This window comes from Herbaspirillum chlorophenolicum (assembly GCF_001189955.1).
In the GTDB taxonomy this organism is placed as follows: domain Bacteria; phylum Pseudomonadota; class Gammaproteobacteria; order Burkholderiales; family Burkholderiaceae_D; genus Herbaspirillum; species Herbaspirillum chlorophenolicum.
Genome location: NZ_LFLT01000016.1, coordinates 74,730 through 90,905 on the forward strand (window position 1 = coordinate 74,730; position 16,176 = coordinate 90,905).

17 protein-coding genes and 1 tRNA gene are annotated in these 16,176 nt (G+C 61.5%); 6 read left to right on the top strand and 12 right to left on the bottom strand.

The window, feature by feature from the left end; translation table 11 throughout:
- Window positions 1–62: 62 nt before the first annotated feature.
- The 9 genes from AKL28_RS11905 to AKL28_RS11945 form a co-directional block, all read right to left on the bottom strand.
- Window positions 63–1,316, bottom strand: a complete 1,254-nt coding sequence (locus AKL28_RS11905; RefSeq protein WP_050468355.1) for an NADH-quinone oxidoreductase subunit D — start codon at window positions 1,314–1,316, stop codon at window positions 63–65.
- On the bottom strand, window positions 1,316–1,912 hold the full coding sequence (locus AKL28_RS11910; protein WP_050468356.1) for an NADH-quinone oxidoreductase subunit C: 597 nt from the start codon (window positions 1,910–1,912) through the stop codon (window positions 1,316–1,318). Before AKL28_RS11910 ends, AKL28_RS11905 begins: the two co-directional genes overlap by 1 nt.
- 9 nt (window positions 1,913–1,921) lie before the next feature.
- Window positions 1,922–2,398: a NuoB/complex I 20 kDa subunit family protein gene (locus AKL28_RS11915; RefSeq protein ID WP_006712940.1), complete on the bottom strand. Its 477-nt coding sequence runs from the start codon at window positions 2,396–2,398 to the stop codon at window positions 1,922–1,924.
- A gap of 3 nt (window positions 2,399–2,401) precedes the next feature.
- Window positions 2,402–2,761 (bottom strand): NADH-quinone oxidoreductase subunit A, encoded by a 360-nt coding sequence (locus tag AKL28_RS11920; RefSeq protein ID WP_050468357.1) that lies wholly within the window; start codon window positions 2,759–2,761, stop codon window positions 2,402–2,404.
- Between the two features lie 119 nt (window positions 2,762–2,880).
- Window positions 2,881–2,965: transfer RNA gene (locus AKL28_RS11925), tRNA-Leu, on the bottom strand.
- A gap of 109 nt (window positions 2,966–3,074) precedes the next feature.
- A complete protein-coding gene (gene secG / locus AKL28_RS11930) occupies window positions 3,075–3,455 on the bottom strand; it encodes a preprotein translocase subunit SecG (protein ID WP_082221464.1) in 381 nt (126 codons plus the stop codon).
- 81 nt (window positions 3,456–3,536) lie between these two features.
- Window positions 3,537–4,286, bottom strand: coding sequence for a triose-phosphate isomerase (gene tpiA / locus AKL28_RS11935; RefSeq protein WP_082221465.1), 750 nt, complete (start codon window positions 4,284–4,286; stop codon window positions 3,537–3,539).
- Window positions 4,287–4,393: 107 nt separating this feature from the next.
- Entirely contained in the window at window positions 4,394–5,371 is a 978-nt protein-coding gene (locus AKL28_RS11940) for an NAD(P)H-quinone oxidoreductase (protein WP_050468360.1), read from the bottom strand.
- A 27-nt stretch (window positions 5,372–5,398) separates the two neighbouring features.
- Window positions 5,399–5,962, bottom strand: a complete 564-nt coding sequence (locus tag AKL28_RS11945; protein ID WP_402700313.1) for a winged helix DNA-binding protein — start codon at window positions 5,960–5,962, stop codon at window positions 5,399–5,401.
- A 161-nt stretch (window positions 5,963–6,123) separates the two neighbouring features.
- On the opposite strand from AKL28_RS11945, the gene pxpB reads away from it, so the two are divergent.
- From pxpB to AKL28_RS11975, 6 genes are all read left to right on the top strand, one after another.
- Complete coding sequence (gene pxpB / locus AKL28_RS11950) at window positions 6,124–6,777, top strand: 5-oxoprolinase subunit PxpB (RefSeq protein ID WP_050468361.1); 654 nt, start codon at window positions 6,124–6,126, stop codon at window positions 6,775–6,777.
- Window positions 6,774–7,808, top strand: a complete 1,035-nt coding sequence (locus tag AKL28_RS11955) for a 5-oxoprolinase subunit C family protein (protein ID WP_050468362.1) — start codon at window positions 6,774–6,776, stop codon at window positions 7,806–7,808. The genes pxpB and AKL28_RS11955 overlap by 4 nt, the downstream gene beginning before the upstream one ends.
- 9 nt (window positions 7,809–7,817) lie before the next feature.
- The gene (gene pxpA, locus AKL28_RS11960; RefSeq protein ID WP_050468363.1) at window positions 7,818–8,558 is read left to right on the top strand and encodes a 5-oxoprolinase subunit PxpA; all 741 of its coding nucleotides are present in this window, start codon (window positions 7,818–7,820) and stop codon (window positions 8,556–8,558) included.
- A 215-nt stretch (window positions 8,559–8,773) separates the two neighbouring features.
- On the top strand, window positions 8,774–9,502 hold the full coding sequence (locus tag AKL28_RS11965) for a DUF969 domain-containing protein (protein WP_050468364.1): 729 nt from the start codon (window positions 8,774–8,776) through the stop codon (window positions 9,500–9,502).
- Complete coding sequence (locus AKL28_RS11970) at window positions 9,499–10,485, top strand: DUF979 domain-containing protein (RefSeq protein ID WP_050468365.1); 987 nt, start codon at window positions 9,499–9,501, stop codon at window positions 10,483–10,485. Before AKL28_RS11965 ends, AKL28_RS11970 begins: the two co-directional genes overlap by 4 nt.
- A gap of 69 nt (window positions 10,486–10,554) precedes the next feature.
- Window positions 10,555–11,559, top strand: coding sequence for a DUF2891 domain-containing protein (locus AKL28_RS11975; protein ID WP_050468366.1), 1,005 nt, complete (start codon window positions 10,555–10,557; stop codon window positions 11,557–11,559).
- A gap of 82 nt (window positions 11,560–11,641) precedes the next feature.
- On the opposite strand, the gene AKL28_RS11980 is transcribed toward AKL28_RS11975, so the two are convergent.
- The 3 genes from AKL28_RS11980 to rpsO all read right to left on the bottom strand — a co-directional run bounded on the left by AKL28_RS11980 (window position 11,642) and on the right by rpsO (window position 15,979).
- Window positions 11,642–12,928, bottom strand: coding sequence for an NAD(P)/FAD-dependent oxidoreductase (locus AKL28_RS11980; RefSeq protein WP_050468367.1), 1,287 nt, complete (start codon window positions 12,926–12,928; stop codon window positions 11,642–11,644).
- A gap of 327 nt (window positions 12,929–13,255) precedes the next feature.
- Window positions 13,256–15,394: a polyribonucleotide nucleotidyltransferase gene (pnp, locus tag AKL28_RS11985; protein WP_050468368.1), complete on the bottom strand. Its 2,139-nt coding sequence runs from the start codon at window positions 15,392–15,394 to the stop codon at window positions 13,256–13,258.
- Between the two features lie 315 nt (window positions 15,395–15,709).
- Window positions 15,710–15,979, bottom strand: coding sequence for a 30S ribosomal protein S15 (gene rpsO, locus AKL28_RS11990; protein WP_050468369.1), 270 nt, complete (start codon window positions 15,977–15,979; stop codon window positions 15,710–15,712).
- Between the last annotated feature and the right edge of the window lie 197 nt (window positions 15,980–16,176).

A 16,176-nucleotide genomic window follows, 5' to 3' on the forward strand; every position in this document is an offset into this window, starting at 1 on the left:
GTTTTATTGGATATTCCCCAAACCGGACGGGCTCTTTATGGAAGCCCGCCTTGTATTCGACATCAGCGGTCGATTTCACCAAACACGATGTCCTGCGTACCGATGATCGTGACCGCATCGGCAATCATGTGGCCCTTGGCCATTTCGTTCAGGGCTTGCAGGTGGGCAAAGCCCGGTGCACGAATCTTCAGGCGGTAAGGCTTGTTGGCGCCGTCCGACACCAGGTAGATGCCGAATTCGCCCTTCGGATGCTCGACAGCGGCATAGGCCTCGCCCGGCGGCACGCGGAAGCCTTCGGTAAACAGCTTGAAGTGGTGGATCAGGTCTTCCATGTTGGACTTCATTTCAGTCCGCTTCGGAGGAGCAACCTTATGGTTGTCGGTAATCACCGGGCCCGGGTTGTTGCGCAGCCACTCCACGCACTGCTTGATGATGCGGTTCGATTGGCGCATTTCAGCCACGCGCACCAGATAGCGGTCATAGCAGTCGCCGTTCTTGCCGACCGGGATATCGAAGTCCAGCAGGTCGTACACTTCGTACGGCTGCTTCTTGCGCAAATCCCATTCGATGCCCGAGCCGCGCAGCATCGGACCGGAGAAGCCCATTTGCAAGGCACGTTCCGGCGACACCACGCCGACGCCGACCAGACGCTGCTTCCAGATACGGTTATCGGTCAGCAGGGTTTCGTATTCATCGACATAAGTCGGGAAACGGTTGGTGAAGTCTTCGATGAAGTCCAGCATCGAGCCCTGGCGATTTTCGTTCAGGGCGCGGATGGCCTTGTCGTTGCGGACGATCGAGGCCTTGTATTGCGGCATGGTGTCCGGCAGGTCACGATAGACGCCGCCCGGACGGTAATAAGCTGCGTGCATACGCGCGCCGGAGACGGCTTCGTAGCAATCCATCAGGTCTTCGCGTTCGCGGAAGGCATACAGCAGCACGCCCATCGCACCTACGTCCAGTGCGTGCGCACCGATCCACATCAGGTGGTTCAGCAGGCGGGTAATCTCATCGAACATCACGCGGATGTACTGGGCGCGCATCGGCACTTCCAGGCCCAGCAGGCGCTCGATGGCCATCACATAGCCGTGCTCGTTGCACATCATCGACACGTAGTCCAGGCGATCCATGTACGGCACGGACTGCAGGTAGGTCTTCTGCTCGGCCAGCTTTTCGGTCGCGCGGTGCAGCAGGCCGATGTGCGGGTCGGCACGCTGGATGACTTCGCCGTCCAGCTCCAGCACCAGGCGCAGCACGCCGTGCGCTGCCGGGTGCTGCGGACCGAAGTTCAGCGTGTAGTTTTTAATCTCAGCCATTATTTGATCCCGTAGTTTTCTTCACGAATGATGCGCGGCGTGATTTCGCGCGGTTCAATCGTTACGGGTTGATAGATGACGCGCCTTTGTTCGGCGTCGTAGCGCATTTCGACATAGCCCGACACCGGGAAGTCCTTGCGGAACGGGTGGCCGATGAAGCCATAGTCGGTCAGGATGCGGCGCAGGTCGTCATGCCCTTCGAACAGGATGCCGTAGAAGTCGAACGCTTCGCGCTCATACCAGCCGGCCGAATTCCAGATGCTGGAAACCGAGGCCACGATGGGTAGGTCGTCATCCGGTGCGAACACGCGCACGCGCACGCGCCAGTTATGCGAAATCGACATCAGGTGCGATACCGCGGCAAAGCGCGCACCATCCCAGGCGCCGTCGCCGTACGTCGAGTAGTCGACGCCGCACAGGTCGAGCAGCTGTTCGAAACGGGTATCGGCGTGATCGCGCAGGACGCGCATGGCCGAAAGATAGTCGGAAGCCTTGACCACCACGGTGACTTCACCGAGCGCCACCGTCAGGTTCTGAAGATACCCTCCAAGCGCGTTGCGCAGGGCTGCTTCGAGAGTTTCCAATTTTGTTGTCATACAGCCCTCTTAGCGCGCGATGGTATTGGTGCGCTTGATCTTGTTTTGCAGCTGGATCACGCCATACAGCAGCGCTTCAGCAGTCGGCGGACAGCCCGGCACATAAACGTCGACCGGAACGATGCGGTCGCAGCCGCGCACCACCGAATAGGAATAGTGATAGTAGCCGCCGCCGTTGGCGCACGAACCCATCGAAATCACCCAGCGAGGCTCTGGCATCTGGTCATAGACCTTGCGCAGCGCCGGCGCCATCTTGTTGCACAGCGTGCCGGCCACGATCATCAGGTCGGACTGGCGCGGCGACGGACGGAACACCGCACCGAAACGGTCGAGATCGTAACGCGAAGCGCCGACGTGCATCATTTCAACTGCGCAGCAGGCCAGACCGAAGGTCATGGGCCACAGGGATCCGGTACGGGTCCAGTTGATTACCTTATCCAGCGAGGTGGTAACAAACCCCTCATTCAATACGCCTTCAATAGACATGGTTTACTCCCAATCCAGGGCACCCTTTTTCCAGATGTACCAAAACCCGACAACAAATTCAGCGATGAACACCATCATCGTGATGAAACCAGACCAGCCCAGCTCGCGCACGGACACGCCCCACGGGAAGAAAAACGCAGTTTCCAGATCGAACAGGATGAAGAGGATGGCGATCAGGTAATAGCGCACGTCGAACTTCATGCGCGCGTCTTCAAACGCTTCGAAACCGCATTCGTATGGAGATGTTTTTTGCACGTCAGGCTTGTGAGGACCAAGCAGACGCCCCAAGAGCTGGGGAGCGACACCGACGCCGATGCCAACGAGGATAAACAGAAGGACTGGGAAGTAATTTTCGAGGTTCACGATTGGCCGTTTACGTTGGTTTTAATCGATGGGAATGATTCTCAATATCAATCAGAAACTTCCTCGACAAAAAGCCAGCTCAGGCACGTGGACCTTTGCTGGCTTTTGATTCATTTCTATGGTGCCGACGACGAGACTCGAACTCGTACAGCTTTCGCCACTACCCCCTCAAGATAGCGTGTCTACCAATTTCACCACGTCGGCCTGAGACTGCTATTGTACCTGCATTTGTTACTCTTGTTCAATGCACAATCAGCCGAAAACAGCGATTCTTCTATGCTTATTCGCGCATTGTTTCAGAATCCGCAAAAGCTTATTTCGGAATCTGATTCGATTGGTCAGCCGGCTTGGCTGCATCCGCCGGAGCTGCGGGTGCAGCAGGAGCAGCTTGCGATGCCGCAGGCACAGTCGCCGGGATCGGCAGGTTGTCCATCACGCCGCCGCTTTGCGACACATGATGGTTGCCGATGAAGGCCAGGCCCAGCGTCGCAACGAAGAAGATCGCCGCAGCCACTGCGGTCGACTTCGACAGGAAGTTCGACGAACCGGTCGCACCGAACAGGCTGCCGGACGCGCCGGAACCGAACGCCGCTCCCATGTCCGCGCCCTTGCCATGCTGCAGCAGCACAAGACCGATAATCGCCAGCGCCGCCAGCACCTGAACTACAACCACAACCAAAGACAAAGTATTCATTTCAACGTATCCACTCTAACTCTTGATATTTTGCCCGCAGCCGGAAGTATCTCGCCCCCCGGCTGACAAACCCTTTACAGCTCAGGCCGCAGCCTGAATGATTGCCAAAAAATCCACCGCCTTCAACGCCGCGCCGCCGATCAGGCCGCCATCGATATCGGCCATCGCCAGCAATTGCACCGCATTGTCCGGCTTCATGCTGCCGCCGTACAGGATGCGGACCTTGGCCGCAGCCTCGGCACTCTTGACCACCAGACGCGCACGCAGCATGGCGTGCACATCCTGCACCATTTCCGGCGTTGCGGTCTTGCCGGTGCCGATGGCCCACACCGGCTCGTAAGCCACGACGATGCGCGCGACATCTGCGGCATCCAATGCTTCCAGCACCACATCCAGCTGGCCGCCCACGACTTCATTGGTCTTGCCCGCCTCTCGCTGCGCCAGCGTTTCGCCGACACACACTACCGGCACCAGGCCCGCCTTGAGCGCAGCAACCGTCTTGGCCGCCACGGCGGCATCAGACTCGCCATGATAGGCACGGCGCTCGGAGTGGCCGATGATCACGTATTGGCAGCCGAACTCGTTGAGCATGGCCGCCGACACCTCGCCGGTATAGGCGCCCGAAGCATGCGCGGACATATCCTGCGCGCCCAGGGCAACCGCCGAACCGGCAACCGCCGCCTGCACTTGCGCCAGATACGGTGCAGGAACGCAAACGGCCACGTCGCATGCCTGCGCGGACAGGCCTTCCTTGATGCCGGCAACCAGGGCCGCGTTGGCAGCCAGGCTGCCGTTCATTTTCCAGTTACCCGCTACAAGTTTGCGCCGCATAGTGTTCTGACGAGATTGGTATTCAATTTGGATAACCTCGTATTGTAGCCGGTTGGCGTAAAGACGGTCAAACCTCGTCTCCCCACGCTACAGCACATCGGCACGGATTACAGCTGCAGCATGATCTTGCCGATGTGCGCACTGCTTTCCATCATGGCGTGCGCCTGCGCCGCCTGTTCCAGCGGGAAGGTATGGTGAATGACCGGTTTGATCTGGCCTGCTTCGATCAGCGGCCAGACGCGCTCGCGCAGACTGGCGGCAATCGCCGCCTTGAAGCTCACCGGGCGCGGGCGCAGCGTCGACCCCGTGATGGTCAGGCGGCGGCGCATCACCTGCCCCATGTCCAGTTGCCCCTTGCTGCCGCCCAACTGGGCGATGAAGACCAGGCGGCCATCGTCGGCCAGCGTCTTGATTTCGCGCGGCAGGTAGTCGCCGCCGACCATGTCCAGGATCACGTTAGCGCCTTTGCCGCCGGTCGCTTCCTTGACCACCGCTTCGAAATCCTCGGTCTTGTAATTGATCGCGCGCTCAGCCCCCAGCGCCTCGCAGGCGCTGCATTTCTCGACACTGCCGGCAGTAGCAAACACGCGATGCCCGAGCGCCTTCGCGATCTGGATCGCAGTCACACCGATACCGGAAGAGCCGCCCTGCACCAGCAAGGTTTCGCCGGCGGCCAATGCGCCGCGGTCGAACACATTGCTCCAGACGGTGAAATAGTTTTCCGGCAAGGCCGCCGCCTCCAGCGCACTCAATCCTTTGGGTACCGGCAGGCACTGCGTCAAGGGTGCGGCGCAATACTCGGCATAACCGCCGCCCTGCACCAGGGCGCACACCAGGTCGCCCTTCCTGAAACCGCTGCCGGCCAGGTCGCCATCGACGATCTCACCTGCCACCTCCAGTCCCGGCAAGTCCGAAGCACCCGGCGGCACCGGATAATTCCCCGTGCGCTGGAACACATCGGGACGGTTGACCCCGGCCGCATGCACCTTGATCAGCACTTCGCCCTGCTTGAGTTCCGGCACCGGGCGCTCGCACAGTTGCAGTACCTCGGGGCCGCCATATTCCTTGATTTCTATCGCCCGCATCTTCTATCCTTTTCTGCCGTGATCCGCTTACAGCGAAGCGGCGGCACGCGCCGCCGTGTCGTACAGACCGGAGGCATTGCGCAACAATTGTGCCGCCTCGCCGATCTCCTGGTTGGGAATACCGCTCTCGGCCTGCACTTCGATCAGGCAGTGCTCGCGCACCTCGCGATATTTCATGCACAGCTCCTGCCCCGCCGGCGTTGCCGAAAACAGCAGTTCCTTGCCTGCTTTCTCGCTCTTGACGTAACCGGCCTTCACCAGCTTCTTCAATGCATAGGTGACCACATGGGTGTCTTCAACGTTCAGTACAAAACAGATATCGGCCAGCTTCTTCTTGCGCTCACGGTGATTGACGTGATGCAGCAGCGACACCTCGATGGCGGTCATGTCCTTGGCGCCGGCCGCGGCCATGCAGCGCACCATCCAGCGATTGAAGGCATTGCCGGCCATGATCAGCGCATACTCAAGCTCGGACAGCTCGGCGCTGCGCTCGGAAACCAGGTGCTGGGAAGAAACGATCTTGGTCGCCTGTTGCGGCAATGAAACTTGGTCGGCAGCAAGCTGATCGGGGATAAAGGTCTCGTTATTCATAGAGGCTGTTCTATCAAGGCATCGAAATAACACACTATATCGCAAGGACAAATAAATAATTTATCGATATATTGTTCATATTTTGATCAAACTGTAATATCCCAAGGAAATACGGGACAAGATGCAAATCTTCGCACCTCTCGAAACGAACAGCCAAGCACATGCAAGAACCGCAGATTCATCCACTGGGCGATAGCGCGCTGCTATGCAGCCTTCCCGCGCCGGCGACGCTGCCACAGCAGCAACGCATCTGGGCACTGGCCGAACTGGCCGCCGCCTGGGATGAGGTAAGCGAAGTCGTCCCCGGCATGAACAACCTGATGCTGATACTCAAGCATCCCGCGGTCGAGCGCGATACCCTTGCCCGGCGCATCATCCGGCTCTGGCCCAAACTCGGCGCCACCAAGGCCCAAGGCCGCACTGTCGAGATCCCGGTGGTCTATGGCGGCGCCGACGGCCCCGACCTGCAATCGGTGGCAGACCACACCGGCCTGTCTGTGGATGAAGTCATCAAGCGCCACAGCGGCGGCGACTACGTGGTCTACTTCATCGGCTTCATGCCGGGCTTCGCCTACATGGGCGGGCTGGCGCCGGAGCTGGCCACGCCGCGCCACACCGAGCCCCGCCTGTCCATCCCGGCCGGATCGGTCGGCATCGGCGGCGAGCAGACCGGCATCTACCCGATGGCCTCGCCCGGCGGCTGGCAGTTGCTGGGCCGCACTTCCGCCCCCCTGTTCGATCCCGCGCAAAATCCGCCGACGCTGCTGCGTCCCGGCGACCATGTGCGCTTTACCGTGGAGCGCGTGGAACAATGATAGAAGTCATCCAACCCGGCCTGCTGGCGTCGGTGCAGGATCTCGGCCGCCACGGCCACTGCCGGCTCGGCATCAATCCGGGCGGCGCGCTCAACACGCTGGCGCTGTCGATGGCCAACCTGCTGGTCGGCAACCCCGTCGACGCGGCCGGCATCGAAATCACCATGGGCGCCTGCGAAATCCGCTTCACCGCCGACACCCGCATTGCCTTGGGCGGCGACGACATCGGCGCCACGCTGGACGGCAAGCCCATTGCAGCCTGCTGGAGTATCCCGGTGCGCGCCGGCAGCACGCTCAAACTTGTGCCTGCGCTTCCCGACTCCCCCAGCCAGCTTCCGCGCCACAGCATGCGCACCTATCTGGCCGTGGCCGGCGGCATCGACGTGCCGGTCATGCTGGGTTCACGCAGCACCGATCTCAAGGCCGGTTTCGGCGGGCACCGGGGACGCGCCCTGCGCAAAGGCGACAGGCTCGCCATCGGCGACGCCCGGCAAGCCCGGGCCACCGTCGTCGGCCCCGCCTTCGGCGTGCGCTCGCCGCACTGGCGCGGGGTCGCCTTGTATGACGATGACAGCAGCCGGCACGTAACGCTGCGTGTCTTGCCCGGCCCCGAATTCCAGCAATTCACCAATGCCTCCAAGGATGCGCTATGGCGCCATGCATGGCGCATCACGCCCAACAGCAACCGCATGGGCTACCGCCTTGAAGGCACAGAACTCAAGCGCAAGCATGGCCGCGACATGCTGTCGCACGGTGTGGTGCCCGGTGTGATCCAGGTACCGCCTTCGGGCCAGCCGATCATCCTGATGGGCGATGCACAAACCACCGGCGGCTATCCGAAAATCGGCGTGGTGATCGGCGCCGATTTGTGGAAGCTGGCGCAAGCGCCGCTCAATGCGACCCTGCGCCTGGAGCTCTGCGACATGCAAGGCGCACTGGCAGCCCGCGAAGAACAGCAACGCTATCTGGACTCCATCCGCGACGCCGTCGCCGCACTGGATTGGTCGCGCGCGATGCTTTACCGAAAATAAGGACACGCCATGCATATCGACCTCAATGCCGACCTTGGTGAAGGCTGCGACACCGACGAGCAATTGCTGACTCTGGTCAGCTCCGCCAACATCGCCTGCGGCTGGCATGCCGGCGATGCCGCAACCATGCTGCGCAGCGTGCGCTGGGCGATGCAGAACCATGTTGCCATCGGCGCCCATCCCAGCTTCCCCGACCGCGAAAATTTCGGCCGCAGCACCATGCACCTGCCGCCCGAGGACATCTTCAGCGGCATGCTGTACCAGCTCGGCGCGCTGGATGCCATCGTGCGCGCCGAAGGCGGCCGCATGACGCATGTCAAACCGCATGGCGCCCTGTACAACCAGGCCGCCAAAGATGCAGTGCTGGCCAACGCCATCTGCGCCGCCATCCGCACCTTCAACCCTGAACTCAGCCTGTATGGCCTGGCGGGCAGCGAGCTCATCGCCGCCGCCCGCCACGCCGACCTTGCCGCGGTGGAAGAAGTCTTCGCCGACCGCGCCTATGAGCCCGACGGCAGCCTGGTCAGCCGCAGCAAACCCGGCGCCATGATCGATAACGATGAAGCGGCGATCGCGCAGACGCTGTCGCTGGTCAAGGACAAGCAAGTCAAGGCCATTGACGGCAGCATCGTGAACGTCAATGCACAGACCGTATGCCTGCACGGAGATGGGCCGCATGCGCTGGACTTTGCGCGCCAGATCCGTGCACGCCTGCACAGCGAACGCATCGCGGTGCGAGCGGCCGCATAGCCAACCCGGTTCCATTTTTGTTGTTCCGCTTCCAGCAATCGAAAACAGAAGTTTCGCAGTACCAGCAGTTAAGAATAAGACCTTGAAGATGTCACGGGCCGTGTCGTTCATACATGGTTTTTCATCCTTGCGTGAACGGCATCTGGCACACGGCATTGGCACAGGCCTTGCAATCGCCATCATGACTTTCATCTTTCAATGCAAGGGAGATTTCCATGGATAGCACGACTCTGCTGCCGCTGATCGGGATACCGATTGTCGTGGCCGGCTTTGCCTTACGCTTCAACCCGCTGCTGGTGGTCACCGTGGCCGGCCTGTCCACCGGACTTGCCGTCGGCATGGACTTCGGCATGCTGCTGGAAACCTTCGGCGAGAAGTTCGTCAACAGCCGTTCGCTGGCGACTTTCCTGCTGATCCTGCCGATCATCGGCCTGCTTGAGCATTACGGCCTGAAGGAACGCGCGCAAGCATGGATTTCCAGCATCGCCAGCGCCACTTCGGCACGCATCCTGATGCTGTACTTCGTGGTGCGCGAAGGTACCGCCGCGCTGGGCCTGATCTACCTCGGCGGCCAGGCGCAGACCGTACGCCCGCTGCTGGCGCCGATGGCCGAAGGCGCCGCCGTCAACGCCTACGGCAAGGACCTGCCGCAGCACATCCGCGACAAGATCAAGGCCCATGCCGCGGCCTGCGACAATATCGCCGTGTTCTTCGGCGAAGACATCTTCATCGCCTTCGGCGCCGTGCTGCTGATGGATGCCTTCCTGAAGGAAAACGGCATCACCAACATCGAACCGCTGCATCTCGGCCTGTGGGCGATCCCCACCGCGCTATCGGCGCTGGTGATCCACATGTTCCGCCTGACCCGCCTCGATGCCTCCATCCGCCGCGATGTCGACACATGGAAAGCCGCCCAATCCAACACCTCAGAGGTGCCGGCATGACGACGCTGATTTCCATCAACCGCATCTACTACCTGATCGGCGTCATCGTCATGCTTCTGGTCGGCATGACCCTGCGCGACAAAGGCAACCCCAAACGCTATACCACCGCGCTGTTCTGGTTCCTGTTCGGCGCCGTGTTCCTGTTCGGCGACCTGCTGGTCGATGGCCTGGGCAAGCCGATGGCCTACCGCATCATCGGCGCCGCCGTGATCATCATTTCGCTGATCGCCGGCACCGGCTTGTTGTCCATGGGTTCCTACGCCACCACCACGTATGAAGAACGCGTGGCCTCCGCCAAGCGCCTGGGCAACTGGCTGTTCTTCCCGGCAGTACTGATCCCGGTGATTACGGTGGCCTGTACCGTGCTGCTCAAGGGCGTCTCGGTCGGCGACGTGTTCCTGCTCGACCAGAAACAACTGACGCTGGCGGCGCTATGCGTGGCCTGTATCTGCGCCTTGATCGCCGGTTGGGCATTGACCGGCGGCACGCCGCTGCAAGCGGTGCGCCAGTCGCGCCGGCTGGTGGACTCGATCGGCTGGGCCGCGATCCTGCCGCTGATGCTGGCCATGCTGGGCGGCGTGTTCGTCGCCGCCAAGACCGGCAACTCGGTGCAGCAAGTGGTGAGCCTGTTCGTCAACCCGGACAACCGCTTCCTGGTGGTGGTGATCTACTGCGTCGGCATGGCGCTGTTCACCATGGTAATGGGTAACGCCTTCGCCGCCTTCCCGGTCATGAGCGCGGGCATTGCCCTGCCCTTCCTGATCGTGGGACACCACGCAGACCCGGCGCCGCTGGTGGCCATCGGCATGTATTCGGGCTACTGCGGTACGCTGATGACGCCAATGGCAGCCAACTACAATATCGTGCCGGCCGCATTGCTTGAACTGAAGAACAAGTACCAGGTGATCAAGGTGCAGATCCCGACCGCCCTCACCTTACTGGCCGTCAATGTGCTGCTGATGTACTTCCTCGCTTTCCGCTGAGACCGGAAGTCCTGACAGCGGCACCTGCCGTGGCCGCCCTGGCGGTCACGGACGTTTCAAGGAGTCCCCATGCAACTGAACATCCAGCAAGCCGAATCCTTCGCGCGCATGCCGCTGGCCTACCTGCGCCATGAGTACCCCAACCACATCATGCACCTGCTCAACGACGAGCAGGATGTGCTCTCGCCACGCGCGCTGCATCCGGTGTTCTATGGCTGCTACGACTGGCACTCGGCAGTGCATGGCTACTGGCTGCTGCTGCGCTGCATTCGCCGCTATCCCGAGCTGCCGGCGCTGGCCGACATCGGCGCCATCTTCGACGAGCATTTCACACCGGAACTGATGGAGCGCGAAACCGATTACTTCCGCGCCCCCAATCGCACGTCATTCGAGCGCCCCTACGGCTTCGGCTGGATCCTGGCGCTGGATCAGGAACTGGCGCAATCGCAGCATCCGAACGTGCCGCAATGGCATGCATCGATGAAGCCGCTGACCACCGAGATCCGCAGCCGTCTGCTGGGCTACCTGTCCCGGCTGAGCTACCCGATCCGGGTCGGCACGCACTACAACACGGCGTTCGCCTTGACGCTGTCGCTGGACTACGCGCGCCACACACAGGATGGCGAACTGGAAACGGCCATCGTCGCGGCATCGCTCCGCTACTACGGCAACGATACCGACTATCCCGCGCACTACGAACCGGGCGGCGACGAATACATCTCGGGCGGGCTGGCAGAAGCGCTGCTGATGACCAAGGTCCTGCCGGCCGGCAGCTTCCAGTCCTGGTTCGACAACTACCTGCCGCGCATCGCCGAGGTCACGCAGATCATGCAGCCGGCCACGGTGAGCGACCGCACCGATCCCAAGATCGCCCACCTGGACGGATTGAACCTGTCGCGCGCATGGTGCATGAAGCACATCCTGCGTCACCTGCACGCCGACCATCCGGCGCGCGCGGCCATCGGCGCCGCGATAGATCGCCACATCGCGGCGTCGATCGATCACGTGGTCGGCAGCCACTACAGCGGCGGCCATTGGCTGGCGAGCTTCGCCTTGCTGGCGCTGGAAGGCTAAGCCGGTAAGCGGGACGACCGCCGCAATGAAAAAGGCCCTCGTGCATTCAAGCGCACGAGGGCCTTGTCGTTGACAGCCGCCGTTACTCAACCGATGGCTTGTGCGGCGTCTCCTGTTTCCCATGCATGGTGCTGGAAATGACCCGCGCGCTGCGCTTGAAGGTCAGATAAGCCCAGGCCCAGTCGCTCATCACCATCACGCGGTTGCGGAAGCCGATCAGGAAGTACACGTGCACGAACAGCCAGAATAGCCATGCAGGGAAACCCGAGAACTTGAACTTGCCCACCATCGCGATCGCGGCCTTGCGGCCGATCGTGGCCAGCGAGCCATAGTCCTGGTATTTGAACGCTTGCAGCGGCCGGTTGGCGATGCGGTTCTGGATGTTGCGCGCGGCCACCCGCCCCATCTGCTTGGCCGCCGGCGACACGCCCGGCACAGGCTTGCCATCCGACTGGGCGGCGGCCAGGTCACCGATCACGTAGACATCATCGCGCCCGGCGATGTTCAGCTCAGGCGATACCGGCACGCGGCCGGCGCGGTCCAGCTCCACGCCCAGCGACTTGCCCAGCGGCGAGGCCGCCACGCCAGCCGACCAGATCACGGTACGCGAGGCCAGCGTCTGCTCGCCGCCGAAGTTGGCATAGCGCACGCACTGCTCGTCGATGTGCACCACGCGGCTGCCGGTACGCACATCCACGCCCAGCTTTTGCAGTTGTTCGCGCGCTTTCTCGGAAAGGTCTGGCGGATAAGCGCCAAGGATGCGATCCGAGCCCTCGATCAGCACCACGCGCGCCGAATGCGGGTCGATGTTGCGGAACTCGCCGCGCAGCGTGTGGCGCGCGATCTCGACCAGGGTGCCGGCCATTTCCACGCCGGTAGCGCCGCCGCCGATGACGGTGAAAGTCAGCCACTCCTGCCGGCGGCGCTCATCAGTTTCGCGCTCGGCATATTCAAACGCCATCAGGATGCGGCGGCGGATGTCGAAGGCGTCTTCCAGCGTCTTGAGCCCCGGCGCCAGGCCAGCCCATTCGTCGCGCCCAAAATAGCTGTGGGTGGAACCGGCAGCCACGATCAGGTAGTCGTAGTCGATGCGCGTGCCATCTTCCAGCGAGACCGACTTGCCATTCACATCGATGGAAGTGACATCCGCCATCAACGTGGTGACATTGCGCTGTCCCGACAGGATGTTGCGGATGGGAGCGCTGATGGCCGGGGCAGACAAGCCCGCGGTAGCCACCTGGTACAGCAGCGGCTGGAACAGGTGATGGTTGCTGCGATCGATCATGGTGATGCGGACATCCGCGCCAGCCAGTTCGCGGGCGGCGGCCAGTCCGCCGAAACCACAGCCGATGATGACTACGTGGGGCATGGGCTTCCTTTCAAAAGTAAATTGTTTTTATGGCTGCCCCAGCCTTTCGGCCACGGCGGCACTGTCCCCTACTCTCTATTCGGATCTGCTTGCGCTGCCAGGCCACGGTTCCCCCATGACACCGCGGCCGCGAAGATAATTTGATCTTCGTCAATGCAGACGGACAGAATCTCACATATTTGCCTCGAAAGCACTTGGCCACTTTGTCATACCCCACGCCGCCCAAATAAGCAGCCACAAAAGAAAATCCCCCGAAGCCTTGCGGCCACGGGGGATTTTCAAGCGTCGCTGGTGTCCGGCGACAAGGCCGGAACCTGCAAGCCGGTCTTACTGAGCTTCGTTCGAAGCAGCCGCTTCCGGCGCTTCTTCAGCTTGTGCAGCCTTCATCGACAGCTTCAGGCGGCCACGGTCGTCGGTCTCCAGGACCTTCACGCGCACTTGCTGGCCTTCCTTCAGGTAGTCGGCCACGGCGTTGACGCGCTCGTTGGCGATCTGGCTGATGTGCAGCAAGCCGTCCTTGCCCGGCAGGACCTGGACGATCGCGCCGAAGTCCAGCAGCTTGAGCACGGTGCCTTCGTAGACCTTGCCCACTTCGACGGAAGCGGTCAGTTCTTCGATGCGGCGCTTGGCTTCCTGGCCAGCCGACGCGTCGACGGAAGCGATGGTGACCACGCCTTCGTCGCTGATGTCGATCTGGGTGCCGGTTTCTTCGGTCAGCGCGCGGATCACGGCGCCGCCCTTGCCGATCACGTCACGGATCTTCTCCGGGTTGATCTTGATGGTGATCAGGCGCGGTGCGAAGTCGGACAGCTCGCCACGGCCCGAAGGCACGGCTTCCTGCATCTTGCCCAGGATATGCTGGCGGCCTTCCTTGGCCTGCTCCAGCGCCACCTGCATGATTTCCTTGGTGATGCCCTGGATCTTGATATCCATCTGCAGCGCGGTGATGCCTTCGGCAGTACCGGCCACCTTGAAGTCCATGTCGCCCAGGTGGTCTTCGTCACCCAGGATGTCGGTCAGCACGGCGAACTTGTTGCCTTCCTTGATCAGGCCCATGGCGATACCTGCCACGTGCGCCTTCATCGGCACGCCGGCGTCCATCAGTGCCAGGCAGCCGCCGCAGACGGAAGCCATCGACGAGGAACCGTTGGATTCGGTGATTTCCGACACCAGGCGCACCGAGTAGCTGAACTCGTCAGCTGCCGGCAATGCGGCCAGCAGCGCGCGCTTGGCCAGGCGGCCGTGGCCGATTTCGCGGCGCTTCGGGGTACCGACGCGGCCGGTTTCGCCGGTGGCGAACGGAGGCATGTTGTAGTGAAGCATGAAGCGGTCGGTGTACTCGCCCAGCAGGCCGTCGATCTTCTGCTCGTCGCGTGCGGTACCCAGCGTGGCCACGACCAGCGCCTGGGTTTCGCCACGGGTGAACAGGGCCGAACCGTGGGTACGCGGCAGCACGCCGGTACGGATCGAGATCGGACGCACGGTGCGGGTGTCACGGCCGTCGATGCGGGGTTCGCCTTCCAGGATCTGCGAACGCACGATCTTGGCTTCCAGGTCGAACAGGATCGAACCGACTTCAGCGGAATCGGCAGCCACGGTGCCGTTGGCGACAGCTTCTGCCACCAGCGCTTCGTTGACTTGCGCCGACACGCTCTTCAGCTTTTCGGTGCGGGCTTGCTTGTCCTTGGTCTGGTAGGCTTCGCGCAGCGGGCCTTCGGCCAGTTGCGACACGCGCGAGATCAGCGCTTCGTTCTTGGCCGGGGCGGTCCATTGGACTTCCGGCTTGCCGCCGTCGCGCACCAGCGCATGGATGGCTTCGATCACGGCCTTCGACTGCTCGTGGCCGAACACGACCGCGCCCAGCATCACTTCTTCGGACAGTTGTTCGGCTTCGGACTCAACCATCAGCACGGCGGTTTCGGTGCCGGCCACGACCAGGTCCAGTTGCGAGGACTTCAGTTGCGTCTGGGTCGGGTTCAGCACGTACTGGCCGTCGATGTAGCCCACACGGGCGGCGCCGACCGGGCCATTGAAAGGGATGCCGGCCAGCGACAGCGCTGCCGAGGAGCCGATCATCGCGGGGATGTCAGGATCGATTTCCGGGTTGACCGACAGCACGTGCACGATCACCTGGACTTCGTTCAGGTAGCCTTCCGGGAACAGCGGGCGGATCGGACGATCGATCAGGCGCGAGGTCAGGGTTTCCTTTTCGGAAGGCTTGCCTTCACGCTTGAAGAAACCGCCGGGAATACGGCCGGCCGCATAGGTTTTTTCGATGTAATCGACGGTCAGCGGGAAGAAGTCCTGGCCGGGCTTTGCTTCCTTGCGGGCCACCACGGTAGCCAGGATGACGGTGTCTTCAACCGACACGAGCACGGCGCCGGAAGCCTGGCGAGCGATTTCGCCGGTTTCCAGCGTGACTTGGTGCTGGCCATACTGGAAGGTCTTGGTAACTTTATTAAACACGGTATTTCCTTTCTTTTATGGAGCCTGCCCCGACTGTGTTCACGGTGCGCGGCTTCCTTTTGCCGACAGATTTTCAGGCGCTGTCGTTCACCTCACCACAGCCGCAACCTATCGGCATGCGGCTTACGACGAACGCGGCCATGCTGCGCCACGATGAGACTAAAACGATGAATCCGCAAAACTCCCGCCAATGCTGCAGGCGGGAACGATTCCACATGCAACGATGGAATCGTAAAAAAACAAAATGCCCGCGTCAGCTAGTGACGCAGGCATTCTGGCTATGACCCGTGAAACGGATGGAAACGCGGAGTCAAATTACTTACGCAGACCGAGTTTTTCGATCAGTGCGCGGTAACGGTCGGCGTCCTTGCCCTTCAGGTAGGAGAGCAGGCTCTTGCGACGGTTAACCATCTTGATCAGGCCGCGGCGGGAGTGGTGATCCTTGCTGTGTTCCTTGAAGTGACCGTTCAGGTCGTTGATGCGTGCGGTCAGCAGCGCAACTTGCACTTCAGGAGAGCCGGTGTCGTTCGTACCACGGGCGTTATCGGAGATAATGACAGCCTTGGCTGCTTTTTCGATGGACATGCTATTTACCTTTCACAAGCGGTGTGCGGAGCAACCAATCCGGGCCCTGCATACCGTGAACAAAAAATTGAATTCCGGCCAAAATGACCAGACGCGGAAGTATATAGCAAAATCCAGTTTATTCAAATACTTAGAGCCAACCGGATGGATGCCATGGAAGAACCATTGCACACCCGGCAGGCTGGCAACAGCCCTAA

Bases quoted from the DNA above. Each gene is read 5' to 3' on its own strand.
- AKL28_RS11945 (WP_402700313.1), bottom strand. From the start codon at position 5,962: ATGAATAACGAGACCTTTATCCCCGATCAGCTTGCTGCCGACCAAGTT.
- AKL28_RS11905 (WP_050468355.1), bottom strand. From the start codon at position 1,316: ATGGCTGAGATTAAAAACTACACGCTGAACTTCGGTCCGCAGCACCCG.
- AKL28_RS11915 (WP_006712940.1), bottom strand. From the start codon at position 2,398: ATGTCTATTGAAGGCGTATTGAATGAGGGGTTTGTTACCACCTCGCTG.
- AKL28_RS11970 (WP_050468365.1), top strand. From the start codon at position 9,499: ATGACGACGCTGATTTCCATCAACCGCATCTACTACCTGATCGGCGTC.
- secG (WP_082221464.1), bottom strand. From the start codon at position 3,455: ATGAATACTTTGTCTTTGGTTGTGGTTGTAGTTCAGGTGCTGGCGGCG.
- AKL28_RS11980 (WP_050468367.1), bottom strand. From the start codon at position 12,928: ATGCCCCACGTAGTCATCATCGGCTGTGGTTTCGGCGGACTGGCCGCC.
- AKL28_RS11940 (WP_050468360.1), bottom strand. From the start codon at position 5,371: ATGCGGGCGATAGAAATCAAGGAATATGGCGGCCCCGAGGTACTGCAA.
- pxpB (WP_050468361.1), top strand. From the start codon at position 6,124: ATGCAAGAACCGCAGATTCATCCACTGGGCGATAGCGCGCTGCTATGC.
- tpiA (WP_082221465.1), bottom strand. From the start codon at position 4,286: ATGCGGCGCAAACTTGTAGCGGGTAACTGGAAAATGAACGGCAGCCTG.
- pxpA (WP_050468363.1), top strand. From the start codon at position 7,818: ATGCATATCGACCTCAATGCCGACCTTGGTGAAGGCTGCGACACCGAC.
- AKL28_RS11975 (WP_050468366.1), top strand. From the start codon at position 10,555: ATGCAACTGAACATCCAGCAAGCCGAATCCTTCGCGCGCATGCCGCTG.
- AKL28_RS11910 (WP_050468356.1), bottom strand. From the start codon at position 1,912: ATGACAACAAAATTGGAAACTCTCGAAGCAGCCCTGCGCAACGCGCTT.
- AKL28_RS11955 (WP_050468362.1), top strand. From the start codon at position 6,774: ATGATAGAAGTCATCCAACCCGGCCTGCTGGCGTCGGTGCAGGATCTC.
- AKL28_RS11965 (WP_050468364.1), top strand. From the start codon at position 8,774: ATGGATAGCACGACTCTGCTGCCGCTGATCGGGATACCGATTGTCGTG.
- rpsO (WP_050468369.1), bottom strand. From the start codon at position 15,979: ATGTCCATCGAAAAAGCAGCCAAGGCTGTCATTATCTCCGATAACGCC.